This is a genomic window from Candidatus Manganitrophus noduliformans (assembly GCF_012184425.1).
GTDB lineage: Bacteria > Nitrospirota > Nitrospiria > SBBL01 > Manganitrophaceae > Manganitrophus > Manganitrophus noduliformans.
Genome location: NZ_VTOW01000003.1, coordinates 1 through 13,536, shown reverse-complemented (window position 1 = coordinate 13,536; position 13,536 = coordinate 1). Strand labels below are relative to the sequence as shown.

General features: G+C 57.5%; 9 protein-coding genes. 4 read left to right on the top strand and 5 right to left on the bottom strand.

Annotated elements, in window-relative coordinates:
• Positions 1 to 43 precede the first annotated feature (43 nt).
• Entirely contained in the window at positions 44 to 754 is a 711-nt protein-coding gene (locus tag MNODULE_RS14695) for a DUF2459 domain-containing protein (RefSeq protein WP_168061210.1), read from the top strand.
• Here the strand turns inward: MNODULE_RS14695 and MNODULE_RS25285 are convergent.
• Entirely contained in the window at positions 714 to 4,247 is a 3,534-nt protein-coding gene (locus MNODULE_RS25285) for an SNF2-related protein (protein WP_168061208.1), read from the bottom strand. The two genes, MNODULE_RS14695 and MNODULE_RS25285, sit on opposite strands and share 41 nt — an antisense overlap.
• A 99-nt stretch (positions 4,248 to 4,346) precedes the next feature.
• On the opposite strand from MNODULE_RS25285, the gene ppc reads away from it, so the two are divergent.
• Positions 4,347 to 7,265, top strand: a complete 2,919-nt coding sequence (ppc, locus tag MNODULE_RS14685) for a phosphoenolpyruvate carboxylase (protein WP_168061206.1) — start codon at positions 4,347 to 4,349, stop codon at positions 7,263 to 7,265.
• A gap of 106 nt (positions 7,266 to 7,371) precedes the next feature.
• Here the strand turns inward: ppc and MNODULE_RS14680 are convergent, their stop codons facing one another.
• Positions 7,372 to 7,758, bottom strand: a complete 387-nt coding sequence (locus MNODULE_RS14680; RefSeq protein ID WP_168061204.1) for a tetratricopeptide repeat protein — start codon at positions 7,756 to 7,758, stop codon at positions 7,372 to 7,374.
• A gap of 335 nt (positions 7,759 to 8,093) precedes the next feature.
• Between MNODULE_RS14680 and MNODULE_RS14675 the strand changes: the two genes are divergently transcribed.
• On the top strand, positions 8,094 to 8,885 hold the full coding sequence (locus MNODULE_RS14675) for a hypothetical protein (RefSeq protein WP_168061202.1): 792 nt from the start codon (positions 8,094 to 8,096) through the stop codon (positions 8,883 to 8,885).
• Positions 8,886 to 8,919: 34 nt separating this feature from the next.
• Here MNODULE_RS14675 and MNODULE_RS14670 read toward each other — a convergent pair whose 3' ends face one another.
• Complete coding sequence (locus tag MNODULE_RS14670) at positions 8,920 to 9,990, bottom strand: sensor histidine kinase (RefSeq protein WP_168061200.1); 1,071 nt, start codon at positions 9,988 to 9,990, stop codon at positions 8,920 to 8,922.
• Positions 9,991 to 10,120: 130 nt separating this feature from the next.
• Positions 10,121 to 11,797 (bottom strand): IPT/TIG domain-containing protein, encoded by a 1,677-nt coding sequence (locus tag MNODULE_RS14665; RefSeq protein ID WP_168061198.1) that lies wholly within the window; start codon positions 11,795 to 11,797, stop codon positions 10,121 to 10,123.
• Positions 11,798 to 11,843: 46 nt separating this feature from the next.
• Between MNODULE_RS14665 and MNODULE_RS14660 the strand changes: the two genes are divergently transcribed.
• Positions 11,844 to 12,053, top strand: a complete 210-nt coding sequence (locus MNODULE_RS14660; RefSeq protein WP_168061196.1) for a hypothetical protein — start codon at positions 11,844 to 11,846, stop codon at positions 12,051 to 12,053.
• A 62-nt stretch (positions 12,054 to 12,115) separates the two neighbouring features.
• Here the strand turns inward: MNODULE_RS14660 and MNODULE_RS14655 are convergent, their stop codons facing one another.
• A complete protein-coding gene (locus MNODULE_RS14655; RefSeq protein ID WP_320412474.1) occupies positions 12,116 to 13,438 on the bottom strand; it encodes an NACHT domain-containing protein in 1,323 nt (440 codons plus the stop codon).
• Positions 13,439 to 13,536 lie beyond the last annotated feature (98 nt).

Below are 13,536 nucleotides of genomic sequence, written 5' to 3'. Positions count from 1 at the left end.
CGGAAAAACGGTTAGAGTATCGATACGCTAACATGATGCATCGATGATTGCAATGAACAGGAATGGATCGCTTCTCATCCTCATCATCATTTTCTTTTCCCTCTCGGCCTGCGCCTCGCCGCCGAAAGGGCTCTTTCCGCCCGAAGCGGGCGACCCCACCAAACCGGTCTACGTCGTGAACAACGGCTGGCATGCGAGCTTCGTCGTCGAAAAACAAGATATCCCGGTGGAGGTCTGGCCGGAAAGCCGCGACTTTCCCGACGCGCGATATCTCGAAGTCGGCTGGGGGGACAAAGATTACTACATGGCCCCCGGCTTCAATCTCTGGTATGCTTTCAAGGCGCTCTTCTGGCCGACGGCGAGCGTGCTCCACATCGTCGGCTTCAGCGATCCGATCGAGGCCTTCTTTCCGGAAAGCGAGATCATCCGGATCGATCTCTCCCTCCCCGGTTTCGAACAACTCTGCAAAACGGTCCACAACAGCTACCGGCACGACGAGAAGGAGCACCCAATTGTGGCCGGGCCGGGCCTCTACGGCGAGAGCCGCTTCTATCTCTCGAACGAAAAATATCACCTCTTCAAAACGAGCAACGTCTGGACGGCGAAGGCCCTCCGATCCGCCGGCGTTCCGGTCCGTCCTTTTTTCTCGATCACCGCCGGCGGGGCGGCCCGGGAGGCGCGACGGTTCGAACGCCTTCCGACGGCGGTCCCCTCTACGGCCCCAGCAGAAAATCGAAATCGGCTTTCGAGATAGAGAACCCCTTTCCGGCCCGGGCCGTCTCTCCCATGACCGCCCGGTAGAGGGCGCGCTTCTTCTCTTTGAGCGCCATCATCTTCTCCTCGATCGTATGCCGCATCAAGATGCGGGTGATCGAGACCTTCTTCTCCTGTCCGATCCGGTGGGCGCGATCGGAGGCCTGATCTTCGACGGCCGGGTTCCACCAGGGATCGAGATGGAAGACGTAAGAGGCCTTCGTCAAATTAAGCCCCTGCCCCCCCGCCTTGAGACTGAGGAGAAAAACGGAGGCCCCTTCCCCCTTCTGAAACCCCTCCACCAGCGCCTTCCGCTTGCCGACGGCGGTGCTCCCGTCGAGCCGCGCGTAGGGAATCGCCTCGCGGTGGAGCGCCTCCTCCACCAGATCGAGGAAAGAGGTGAACTGCGAGAAGACGAGGGCGCTGTGGCCCGCTTCGAGCAACTCGTTGAGGCGGCCGATCAAAAACTCGATTTTCGGAAAGCGCCCTTCAAGCGTCGGCGCCAGGAGCCGGGGAGAGACGCAGATCTGGCGCAACTTCAGCAAGGCGGTGAGGGCGATAATCTTCGCCTGCGCCTCGGTCTTGCTCCGGTAGGCGTCGTCGATCGCCGATCGGATCTGCGCGACGGTCGCCTGGTAGAGGCGCTTCTGAGGGTCGGTCAATTCCAAGTAGACGTCGATCTCGGTTTTGAGGGGAAGCTCTTTCAGGATCTCCTCCTTCGTCCGCCGGAGGACGAACGGCCGGGTCCGGCGCAGCAGCAGATCCAAGGAGGGCGACCCCTCCCGCCGGGTGGCCGCTCCTTTCCCTGGGCCATTGGTCTCCGCCCTGAAATCGTCGTATTCCCCCAAGAGGCCGGGAAGGGCCAGATCGAGGATCGAATAATATTCTCCGAGATGATTCTCAAGCGGGGTTCCGGTCATCACCACCTTGAACGCCCCCGTCAATCGCCGGACCGCGCCGGTGGTGTCGGCATGAATGTTCTTCACCGCCTGGGCCTCGTCGAAAAGGATGACGTGGAAAGGGATCTTCCCCAACGTCTCGATCTCCCTTCGGACCAAGGCGTAAGTGGTGAGAACGATATCGGCGCCGTCGAACGCCGCGCTTCGCGCCGCGCCGGTATAAGAATGGATCTTCAGGTCGGGGTAGAACCGGGCGACCTCGTTCTCCCAGTTGAAGAGGAGACTCGGCGGGACAACCACCAGATGCGGGCCTTCGGGCAGATGCGGGCCTCCGGGGGACGGCCCCTTTTCCGGGGCATCGATCTTTCCCTCCCGAATCCCCGCCAGAAGGCTGATCGCCTGGAGGGTCTTCCCCAATCCCATATCGTCGGCGAGGCAGGCGCCGAAACGGTTCCGGTAGAGAAAGGCGAGCCAGTGATACCCGGCCTTTTGATAGGGCCGCAGCGTCGCCGCCAGCCGCTCCGGGAGCGGGGTCTCCTCGATCCGCTCGAATCGGGTCAGCCGCGCGATCAACGCCTCGTCCGCTTCGGAGAGGGTGACCTTCACCCCCGCTCTTCGGAGCGCGATCCAGTCGAGAATCTGAAGTCTCGGGACACGGATGATCTCCTTTCTCCCCCGCTTCTCCGGCCGGTAAATGGCGGCCAGGCGCTCCAAGATCTCCCGCGAATTCGAATCGAGGATCCGGACGACCCCCTCTTTCTCCACCACCCCGCGCCGGTCGAGCGCCTTCCGCCAAACCGTCTCGTCGATCAGGGACCCGTCGCATCGGATCTCCGGCTTGATCTCGAACCAGTCGATTCCGGAGGCGCGCCGGGCGTCGAACGAAAACTCCCACCGCGACGCCTCGACCCCTTTTTTGTCGTAGAAAAGGGCGATCCCCGCCTCCTTGAACCGGGCGTATAGTTCGGAAAGACCGGTGTGCAGCGCAAGGGGCGGAAGCGACATCTCGTTCGGGACGGCCATCCCTCTGAACACCTCCGGACCGAACAGATCGTACGGAATCCGATAGAGAAGGGCCTCTTTCGATTTGTCGACCGAGACGATGCGCCACCTCCCATCATAAAACCGCAGGCGAACCTCGGGCCGCAAGTAAAGGGATAAGAAGTACCGCAGGATTTGCTTCGCTTCCGATTTGATCGCATGCTTTTTAAAATCGTTCCCCGCAAGCGATTCACGGAGAAGCTTTTCCGCTTCTCCTTTCGTCCGGATCGGGAGGAGCTTGAAAAAAAGATCGTAGAGAACCGTCTTTCTCTTTTGCGCCCGGAGCGCTTGGGAAATTTCGCGCCCCTGCTCCAAGACGGTGAAAAACTCGAAGAGGGGAATCGTCGTCGCCTCCCCGGGGGCCGCCCCATTTCTGAGGCCGCTGGCGGCCGCTTTATGACCCAGGCCATTCGATTCCCCCGGACGGCATTCCGCGCGGAGGATCAGACGGTCGTCGTCCCCTCCTTTCGGATCGATCGTCATCGCGTAGGCATGTTTCGCGGGGAGAGGAGAAACCGCCTCGCCGTCGATCTTCAGGAGAAGACGGTCGAAGATCTTTTCACGGTCCGAATCGGCGATGTTGATCTGGGCCGCCTCGAAGAGGGGATGGGAAACCTCGAAAGAGACGCCGGTCTCCTCGTCGTCGAACACTTCATCGCCGCTCCAAACCGGACCGGCGCGATGGAAGCGCTTACGCAAGGTTTTAAAAACCTCCCAGCCGTCGGCGTGAGGAAGATGCACGAGCCGCTTCTCATTGAGATCGACCACCACCCCCCCGAACCGGGCGAAGGGGACGACCTCCTTTCCATCCCGGAAACAGACAGCCCGGATCGTCACCCCCTTCTCCGTGGCGTCCATCTCCGTTTTCCCCCGATAGGCGGTCGAAGGGCTCCACTCAACCCGCTCCTCCCCTTTTCCCGTCCGGAAGAAGATCGGATGGCGGTTTCCTTCTTTCTTCAAATACCCCTCGAACTGCTCCATCAAGAAAGGGGAAACGTAACCGTCGTAATGCGAAACGAACCGCGCCAGCTCCGCTGGTACCCCCCATGGAGAGAGAAGACGGCTTCCGTTTTTCCGAATGGAAAGGGTCGGGCCGCCTTTTTCTTTTCCGATCACGATCTCGTAGACGGGGGCTCTTCTCTTCGAACCCGAGGGGGAGGGCGCTTCCCGAACGTTCAGCAGCGCCTCCCTCAGCGGGGCGAGATATTCTTCTTGCGCCCCCGGAAGCTTAAAGAGATTGTTCGAAAGAAGATGGAGGGTCGTCATCAAAGCGCAGATGACATGTTTGCAGTTCGACGCGGCCGTCCAGGCGGGGCAGTCGCAGGAAAAGCGCAACGCCCCTTCCTCTATGGAGAAGAGGACGGCGTAGCGCCGCGTCCCCTGGACGAAAGCGGCCAGGACGGAAGCCCCCTTGTCCCAAAGGTATCCCGTCAGCCGTCTTTGATGATGATATTGATACCCCGACCTGACAAAACGCTCCGGGGCGACAAAATAGACCTCGTTCGGAGGAAAGGACTTCAACGTCTGAATGATTTCATTCTCTTCGAGAAACACGGCAAAAATTTTCCTGATGATGTTAGGCGGCGCCGATCCGATTTAAGACGGCGGGCCGATCCGCCCCGATATCCTAAAGAAGCCGTCGAGAAGAAGTCAATGCGATTTTACGTCCGAAACGGCTCCCGCTACAGCTGCCGGAACTTCTTGATTCCAGGACAAAAGGCTGTTAAATTTACCCCCATGGCCAAATTGCCCCAACACAAAGGACCCAAATCAACCCCCGCGATGAAGGCCCCGCTCCGCCCCGTTCAGGCGGGCGTCGATTATCTGGAGGATATTTTCCGGGATGTCCTGCTGGAGCAGGGGGGGGAGTCGCTGGTCGGCCGGGTCGATCTACTCCGGGGAATCTGCCGGAAGCTGCGCGACCGCTACGATCCGAAGCTCGAAAAAAAGCTCCTGCGGATGATCGACCGGCTCGATCTTCCGACCTGCACGCAGGTGGTCTCCGCCTTCGATCTGTCGTTCAACCTTCTCAACGTGGCCGAAGAGAACGATGCCATGCAGGCGCGGCGCGACGAGGAGCGGCGGGGGGGCTTTGTCGAAGGGGCGCTCCCGCATTACTTTTCCGAGCGGACCCGCCCGACGCTCGCCAAACAGCTGGCCCGGCTGGGTGAAATCGAAATCATGCCGGTCATGACCGCGCACCCGACGGAAGCGAAGCGGCAGACGATCCTGGAGAAATACCGGGCGATCTATCTTTTGATCTTCCGGCTGGAGAATCCGATCTGGACTCCGCGGGAGCGGCGGGCGATCGAGCGGGAAATCTACAATATGGTCACGCTTCTCTGGCAGACGGGAGACATCCATCTGGAGCGGCCGACCGTCCGGGAGGAAGTCCAGAACATCCTTTTCTACTTCAAAGAGACCTTTTATGACGTGATCCCAAGGCTCTACGGGGAGCTGCGGGACCACTTCCGGAAAAAGGGGATCCCGGTCGATTCCCACCTCCCCCCCTTCCTGCGGTTCGGCTCTTGGGTCGGCGGCGACCGGGACGGAAATCCCTTCGTCAAAGCGGAAGACACCGAGTGGACGGTCCTTACCCACAAGGACCTAATTTTCCGGCTCTACCGCGAATCGCTCGACCAACTGGTCGTCAGTCTCAGCCCTTCACGCCACCTGGTCGGCGTTTCCGACACGCTGCTTCAGTCGGTCGAAGCGGATGCGGTCCTCTTTCCCGAGGCGGCAAAACGGATCCGCTCAAGGAATCTGCACGAGCCCTACCGCCAGAAGATCGGCTTTATGAAGCTGAAGCTGGAAGAGACGCAGCGCGAGCTCGACCGGCGCCTCCGCGAGGAGATCCACGACGGTGCGCCGCCGGCGCGCAGTTATCGAGACGCCGACGCGTTCGCGGCCGATCTGGAGGTGATGCGCGAGAGCCTGACCCGCCACCGAGGGGCCCGGCCCGCGGAGATGGAGATCGACACGATGCTCTCCCGCATCCGCGTCTTCGGCTTTCACCTCGCCCGTCTCGACATCCGCCAGGATGCCTCCCGCCACCGCGAGACAATCGCCGAGATCTTCAACCGGGTCAAGCTCTATCCCGGCTTCCTCTCCGGAGACGAGGAAAAAAAGGTCGAGATCCTCACCCGCGAGCTGATGACGATGCGCCCTCTGCTCTCCCCGCACTGGACCCTCTCTCCCGAAAACCAGGAGGTGATCGACACCTTCGCGACGATGAAGAAAATCATGGGAGCGCTCGGTCCCGACGCCGTCGGCAGCTACATCATCAGCATGGCCTCTGGCATGAGCGATATCCTCGCCGTCCTCCTCCTGGCGAAAGAGACCGGTCTCTGCGGCCCCACCCCCGACGGCGGCTTCCGGAGCAAGATCGACATCGCCCCCCTCTTCGAGACTGTCGAGGACCTGCGGGCCGCGCCGGCGATCCTGACCGGCCTGCTGAAAAATCCGGTCTATCGGCTGCAGCTCCGCGCCCGCGGCCGACGGCAGGAGATCATGCTCGGCTACTCCGACAGCAGCAAAGATTCGGGGATGCTCACCGCCAGTTGGGGCCTCTACAAAAGCCAGATCCATCTTTGGGAGATCGCCCGGAAAGAGGGGATCGCGCTGACCCTTTTTCACGGCCGCGGCGGAACGGTCGGCCGCGGGGGCGGCCCCACCCATCGGGCCATCCTGGCGCAGCCGCCGCACACCGTCGAAGGCCGGATCAAGATCACGGAGCAGGGAGAGGTCATTTCGTCGAAGTACGCCAACCAGGGAACCGCGTCGCACCAGCTTGAATTATTGATCACCGGCGTTCTCAAAGCGACCTTCGGCCCGGCCCCCTCTCATATCGATGCAGAGCGGATGGCCCGCTTCCAGGGGGCGTTGGAAGAACTTTCTCAGGCCGCCTATCGGCGCTATCGCGATTTGGTCGGCCACCCCGATCTCTACCGGTATTTTCAGGAATCGACCCCGATCTCCGAAATTGGCTTCTTGAAGATGGGCTCGCGGCCGGCCTACCGCTCCCAGGCCAAATCGCTGAAGGATCTGCGCGCCATCCCCTGGATCTTCTCCTGGACGCAGAGCCGGCAGATGATCGGCACCTGGTATCCGCTCGGAACGGCATTCAAAGCGTTCGTCGATCGCGACCCCGCGGCCAACGGCCCGCTCCTGGCGGAAATGTACCGGACCTGGCCTTTTTTCAACAACCTGATCGACAACATGCAGATGACCCTGGCGAAAGCCGACATGCACATCGCCCAGCACTACGCCGAGCTCGTCTCCGATCCGCGCCTGCGAAAGGCGATTTTCGGGCGGATCCGAAAAGAGTACGATCTGACGGTGGAAATGATCAGGCAGATCACGGGGCAAAACGAGATCCTCGACAACGATCCCTCCCTCCAACGCTCGATCCGCCTCCGGACCCCCTTCCTCGATCCGATCAACTACATTCAGGTCAACCTGATCGAGAAGCTCCGCACGCAAAAACTCGAAAAAAAAGAGCGCGAAGAGCTGATTCATGCCATCCTGCTGACGATCAATTGTATCGCGACGGGGATGCGGAATACGGGATAGGGCGAGTAGGGATTGCGGAGAGCATCGCCCTCCACAGGGCCCGTTCGTGGCATAGGAGAGACCGAGTCGAATCTCCTATGCCACGAACGTCATTTTGACAAGAAAATTACATTTTAAGATGCTTCATTAAAATTTCACTCTTTACGATTCTCGGGTCGTCCGCCCCGAACTTTTTCGCACTTTGGAATGCGACCTTCGCCTCATCGTGTTTCCCCATCCCGTCTAAAGCGACCCCCAGATTAAAATAGGGCTCAGGAAAATTGGCGGAGAGATCAATCGCCTCTTTAAAAATCGGAGCGGCGACGTCCCAATGGGACTGAATAAGGTGGCCGACGCCTTCATTGTTCTTTTCCGCGGCGGCCGCGCTGGGCCAGCCGGAGGGGGAAGTAAAATGAGGTATGTCCGAGACGGGCCCCGCCTTGCCATAACAGCCGGCGAGCATGGACAATGCAATCAGAAACACGGAAAGAAATCCAATCTTTTTTATGCTCATGGGGTCTCCTTGTTTCATTGTGATCTTACCGATGCCTATTATGCCTGTAAGATAGAATGGGGTCTGGTCAATATTGCTCAGTTTTGAGGGATGATCGAGCAGGTAAAACGCGCATCACCGTCGCTGAATCCAAAATAGTCAGGACGCTTCCCGATCGATTGAGCGCCGTTCCGGAAACCGGAACCGGTTCCTTCCGGAAGCCGGGATTCCCCCCCTTCTCATACAAAAAGAACTCTTAAAAACACTGCCCCGGCCGGAAAAATCTCCGGCATCCCCCTTGCTAAGACAAGCCATGGGGAAAGTTCACGACGCGCCGATCGGCGGGGAGGAGAAAAATGGTGAAGCGGCGGATCAGTATCATATTGCTCATCGGATTTTTTTTATCCGGATGCGGAAGCGGCGGCTCCGGCGGCAACGGCGGAGGCGCGGGCGGGGGCAATCAACAAGCGGTGCAGAACGAGATCGATCGCCTCTTCCCTTTTACACCCAATCAGCCGTTCGACGTGATCTTCGTCTGCGGCCGAAGCAATTCGCAGCTCACCTACTACTTCGATTTCCGGTCGGACGGGAGCTTTAACGTCTACATCACCCTCGATACCGGCCAGGATGTTTCCTTCTCCGGAACATACAGCTACGCCAACGATCAGATCCGGATGGTGGCGCTGAACAATCCGATCCTCCCGCTGGATGAAACGACCACCGATATTGTCCCTCATATGGGGCTGGTCGGAGAATTCGAAACACCGATCATGCGGTGCGGCGCATTGGGACATCGAGAAAACGATCCGAGGATGGAGCGCTTTAAATCATATCTTTGCCCGCTGATCAACATCGGCCGGGTGAGCGACGAGGAGAACGCCTTCGAATTCGTCCACAGCGCCATCCCGTTCAACCTGACCGTCCCCGGCTCCATCTTCCGACAAAAAGACGTTCATGTCTCCGGAAACGCCAATCCGATCGTAACGCGCGGCTACGGGATCTACCGCCGCGTCGGCGATACTTTCTATGCCGACTTCGGGAATCAGTTCGACGACATCAACCTGCTGAAGGGAGCTTTTGCCGACGGCGATCAAGAAATGAGCGTCGAGCAATTGGAGCCGTCCGCAGGTCCCTGCAACAGGAGATGAAGTTCAATGAGGAATGAAAACAAAAATTAAAAGATTAGGCCGGCAGATCGTATGGGAAGCGGACGGTAAAGGTGGAGCCGGCGCCCGGTTTGCTGACGACTTCGACGCTTCCTCCGAGAAGATCGGCAAAGCGCTTTACAATCGACAGCCCCAGTCCCGTGCCTGGACCATACGCCTCTTTAAAAGCAGGGGCCTGATAGAACGGCTCAAAAATATGGGGAAGATCTTCTTCGGAGATTCCGATTCCGGTGTCTGTGATCTCCACGGAAACCGCCTCTTGGGAAAGATGGTGAATGACCCGGATCCGGATCGATCCTTGTTCTGTAAACTTGATGGCGTTGCCGATCAAATTGGTGAAGATCTGTCTCACCTTCCCGCGATCGGTCCGGATCGCGGGCGCGGTCGGATCTTCAACAAAGTCGACGACCAGCCCTTTTTCCGTCCCCAGCGGTTCCAACATATTAAGGATCTCCCGAATCAGCTCGGAGAGATCGACCTGCTCCGTTTCAATCGCGATCTTTCCGGTTTCAATTCGGCTGAGGTCCAGCACATCAGTGATCAAACTCAGCTGTATCCGGGCATTCTGGTGAATTCTTTCGAGCATCTCTTCCCGTTTGGCGACGTTCTCACTCACGCGCGGATCTCTTAAGAGGCTGCTGTAGCCGATGATGGCATTCAGCGGCGTGCGAAGATCGTGGGAAACAATCGAGAGGAATTGGGATTTGAGACGGTTGAGCTCTCCGGCTTGCCGCAGGGCCGAAAGCCGCACCTCGCTCAACACGCTGATGATCACCGCCTCCAACACAAATAAGCCGACCATCAGAATATCGAGACTTTTTACCTCAAATGCTTGAGAGGGAAGAAAAAAGAAGTACACGTCGGCCATTGTCGCCAGGAACGTCGCCAGCAGACCCGGTCCGAGACCGCCGTACCAGGAGCTGATCATGACCGCTGCAAAGAAAAGAAGAAAAGGGGGCGACTCGATTAAGGTGCCGATCGCCAGTTTGATAAACAGCGCCGATCCGGTCGCCAAAACGGCAAGGGCATAACCGATCTTACGAGACGGGCTCCCCCTGAGGATGTTGAATCTCCCGGGCCATTTCATCCAGGATCTTCCCTCCATTGAGATTCAACCCTCCGCAGTTTCAGCCGTACTTTTTTTAGTTTAAGCAGAATGATCCGACAACTTCAACCCCCGGGGAATGAAACTTCTTGTACAGGTACAGGCATTGCTTTTATTGTTTTCCGGCGGCGCTGATTCCCTGGGCGTAGATGTCCCAACTCGGGACCGCGTCGGTTCCATTGCGAGCATCTTCCCAGACGGCGGCCGCGCCGCCGGCGCCGTCCGAGATCAGCAGGGGGACTTTCTGGTCGCCCGGCGCGGTGGAGATCGCAACGCCGTCGATGCTCCATTGCGCCTCTCCGCTCCCATTCACCCGCTGGGCATAAATATCCCAACGCCCGCTGCGAAGGTCCTGCCACGCGATGATCGCCCCACCGGCGCCGTCGGTCGCCAACTGAGGCATCCCCTGAATGTCGGGGGCGGAGGAGATGACAACACCGCCGGCGGCCCAATGTGCCGCCCCGCTCCCGTCGACCCGCTGGGCGCGTACATCAAAAACGGTTTGGCCGGAACCATCCTGCCAGGTGATGATCGCCCCGCCCGCGCCATCCGACACCAACCGGGGAGCGAGTTGGTCATTGGCCGCATTGGAAATGATCACCCCGTCGGCGGTCCACGCGGCTATTCCGCTTCCATTCACCCGCTGCGCGTAGACGTCCCACGCTCCATCGCGATCATCCTGCCAGACGACAATCGCCCCGCCTGTGCCGTCCGAAACGAGCTGAGGCGCGCCCTGGGTATTCGCCGCAATGGAAACAGCGACGCCGGCGGCGGACCATCGGACCGATCCGTTTCGATTGATCCGCTGCGCGTAGAGGTCCCAATCTCCGCCCCGATCGTCTTGCCAGACGAGGACGGCCCCTCCGGCGCCATCAGGGATCAAGCGGAAAAAGATCTTGTTCGCCGCCGCGTTGGAGACGGCGACACCCCCGGCGGCCCACTGGACGGCTCCGTTCGCATCGACCCGCTGCGCATAGACATCTATTTTTCCGTTGCGATCATCCTGCCAGGCGAGGATGGCGCCGCCGGCGCCGTCCGGGACGATCTGGGGGGACAACTCGGAGTGCCCCCCTGCCGCGACGGCGATCCCATCGACAGCCCATTGCACGACGCCGTCTCTATTAATCCGCTGGGCATAGATGTCTAAATTTCCATCGCGGCCATCTTGCCAGGTGATGATGGCGCCGCCGGCGCCGTCCGAGATGATCTGCGGGTGCTGTTGGCTCCCCGCCGCGGTCGAGATGGGGACACCGTCACTCGTCCATTGCACCGCCCCGCTTCCGTTCACGCGCTGGGCGTAGAGATCGAAATGCGTCCCGCTGCGAATATCCATCCAGGCGATGATCATTCCGCCGATTCCGTCGGAGACCGCTTGGGGAGATTGTTGGTCGCTCGCCGCCGCCGAGATCGCCACATTCTCCGGATTTTCTTGGCTCCACAAGACCGCCAGAAACCCGGGGCTGCTTTCCGCTCCGTCGATCACCACCTTCACCGATCCGCTCGACGCGTCCGCGGGCACGACGGCGAGAATTTCCGTGTCGCTCCAACTCACGATCTGCGTCGCCGCCGCGCCGCCGACGATCAAGCTGCTGTTTCCCTGGCCGGTTCCGAACCGCTCTCCCGTCACCCGGATTTGTTCTCCGACTTTTGCCTCGGATGGGCTTACGCCGGTCACGATCGGCGCGGCGGGATCGGTGTTTTCCGCCGATCCTTGCGAAAGGCTTCCACACCCCGTTATGAGAAACAGGCTGAATAAAACCGCGCTCCAGCCGATCCAAACTTTTTTCATTTGTGTTCCTGGATGTAAACGGCCTCGGCCGCTAAATATACCGAGGATGATACCCGTATGCTATTGGGGAATCAATGGGAAAAAGAATGATGAAGGGGGCTACTTTCGGGGGAGCAAGAACGGCGGGGCCGAGCTGCACAGCGTCATCGCCAAGTATGGGACCGGGGTGCAGGTGGCGGCGGTGGTGAATGGGGATCTGAATTTTGGCGAGGAAGATGTGACGGAGGCTTACAATGCGGCTTGGGAAGTGATGTAATTTTTCCGGAGAAATGGGCTGACGAAAAACCCATTAAAAATATGATGCAAGTCAGTTCAACACTATATCCTGCCATATTTTTCCCAAGGCACAATTCCGGCTCCAACGTTTAGAATCGTTAATGCCTTGGCCACTGAACCACGCGGATTTAATGAGTCGAGCTTTGTAAAGTCTGCAACATCAAACCACCTTCTGAGCAAACGGACCAAACTCTGATGAGGTGTATCTCCGCCTGCTATTTTTGTAGTAAGGTTTCTGTGCAATTCATTTATCAAGACACTTACATCTCGCTTGATCCCCGCATAAAAGACAAGTGTTTCTTCCCACCATCCATCAGATCGAAAATATTCTTGAATAGCATTAACCACGCGCTCAGTAGTGATATCCTGCGCAAGCTCTTCAGCAGCCAAATATTCCTGGATAGAAAAATGGAAAAACCCAAATTCTTCCCGTGATAACGGAATAATAATGCAATCTCTAATCAAATCATCCAGGAAATCTAAAGAGGTTCTATGGTCAATAAAACTTGCTGGTATAGAATTGGTCACTAGAGTTACGAATTCATTCTTTGTAAAAGATCTCTTCTTCATAGAGTAGAGAGCGTATGCTGTTCTTCTTAGAATAGCCAGCCTTAGATCTACTTCTTGAATCGTCTGAGGTCTTTCAACTCCCTTCGCAAAATCCCAATCACCCGTGAGAAGTTTTACGAGAACACGATAAATCTCCTCTTTTCTTTTTGGAAGTCTCTCTGGTCCAATATATTGGGACAGAATTGTTATAAGTGTGAGCAGCAATGGAGATTGGGCAAGATTAAACAAGTCAGGCGTCTTTTCCAAAACGGTTAATAATTGATCCGCCCCTGATGGTTTGCGCCACGGAAATCGTTCAATAAATGCCTTTATCTGAGAAGAACTAAAGGGCAATAAGGCGACTGGCGTTAATCCAGGAACATATGGAGGAATAATAGATGGTCTTGAACTTAGAATAATGTTGGTTTCACTATTTTCAGGAGCAGTGCACCATTCTAGTATTCTCTCCCGAAGATTTGATGACTCAATTTCATCGAAACCATCAAGTACCCAATTAACTTCTTCAACTGGGAAGTTTTCAAGGCTGTGAAATGATTCTCTCGCAGCGTCAGCAATAATTTTGGTGACCTTGTGGTTTCTTTCATCCCGTGCTGTACTAAGGAAAGCGAGAACAGGAAGTTTTTGTGACGGATCATCTTTCATCTTACGAGCCATCTCATGGCAAAGCCGCTTTGAAAGAGTAGTTTTCCCCATTCCAAGGGCCCCTCGAAAAACAAGCCTTGGTATACTAGAGGCAAGAGTTAATGCATCAAAAGTTATCCTATTGTTGTGAATGATAAAGTAAAGTGGGCCCACTTGGAAGGTTCGCGATAATGTAAAATGGACCCACCCCCATTCAATGATCCTGTATGATCGGTTGGACCGAGATACAGGAGGAAGGAGATGGTGGGAGT

Coding starts and splice junctions, on each gene's coding strand:
- MNODULE_RS14675 (WP_168061202.1), top strand. CDS start 8,094: ATGGTGAAGCGGCGGATCAGTATCATATTGCTCATCGGATTTTTTTTA.
- MNODULE_RS14665 (WP_168061198.1), bottom strand. CDS start 11,797: ATGAAAAAAGTTTGGATCGGCTGGAGCGCGGTTTTATTCAGCCTGTTT.
- MNODULE_RS14670 (WP_168061200.1), bottom strand. CDS start 9,990: ATGAAATGGCCCGGGAGATTCAACATCCTCAGGGGGAGCCCGTCTCGT.
- ppc (WP_168061206.1), top strand. CDS start 4,347: ATGCGATTTTACGTCCGAAACGGCTCCCGCTACAGCTGCCGGAACTTC.
- MNODULE_RS14660 (WP_168061196.1), top strand. CDS start 11,844: ATGATACCCGTATGCTATTGGGGAATCAATGGGAAAAAGAATGATGAA.
- MNODULE_RS14680 (WP_168061204.1), bottom strand. CDS start 7,758: ATGAGCATAAAAAAGATTGGATTTCTTTCCGTGTTTCTGATTGCATTG.
- MNODULE_RS14695 (WP_168061210.1), top strand. CDS start 44: ATGATTGCAATGAACAGGAATGGATCGCTTCTCATCCTCATCATCATT.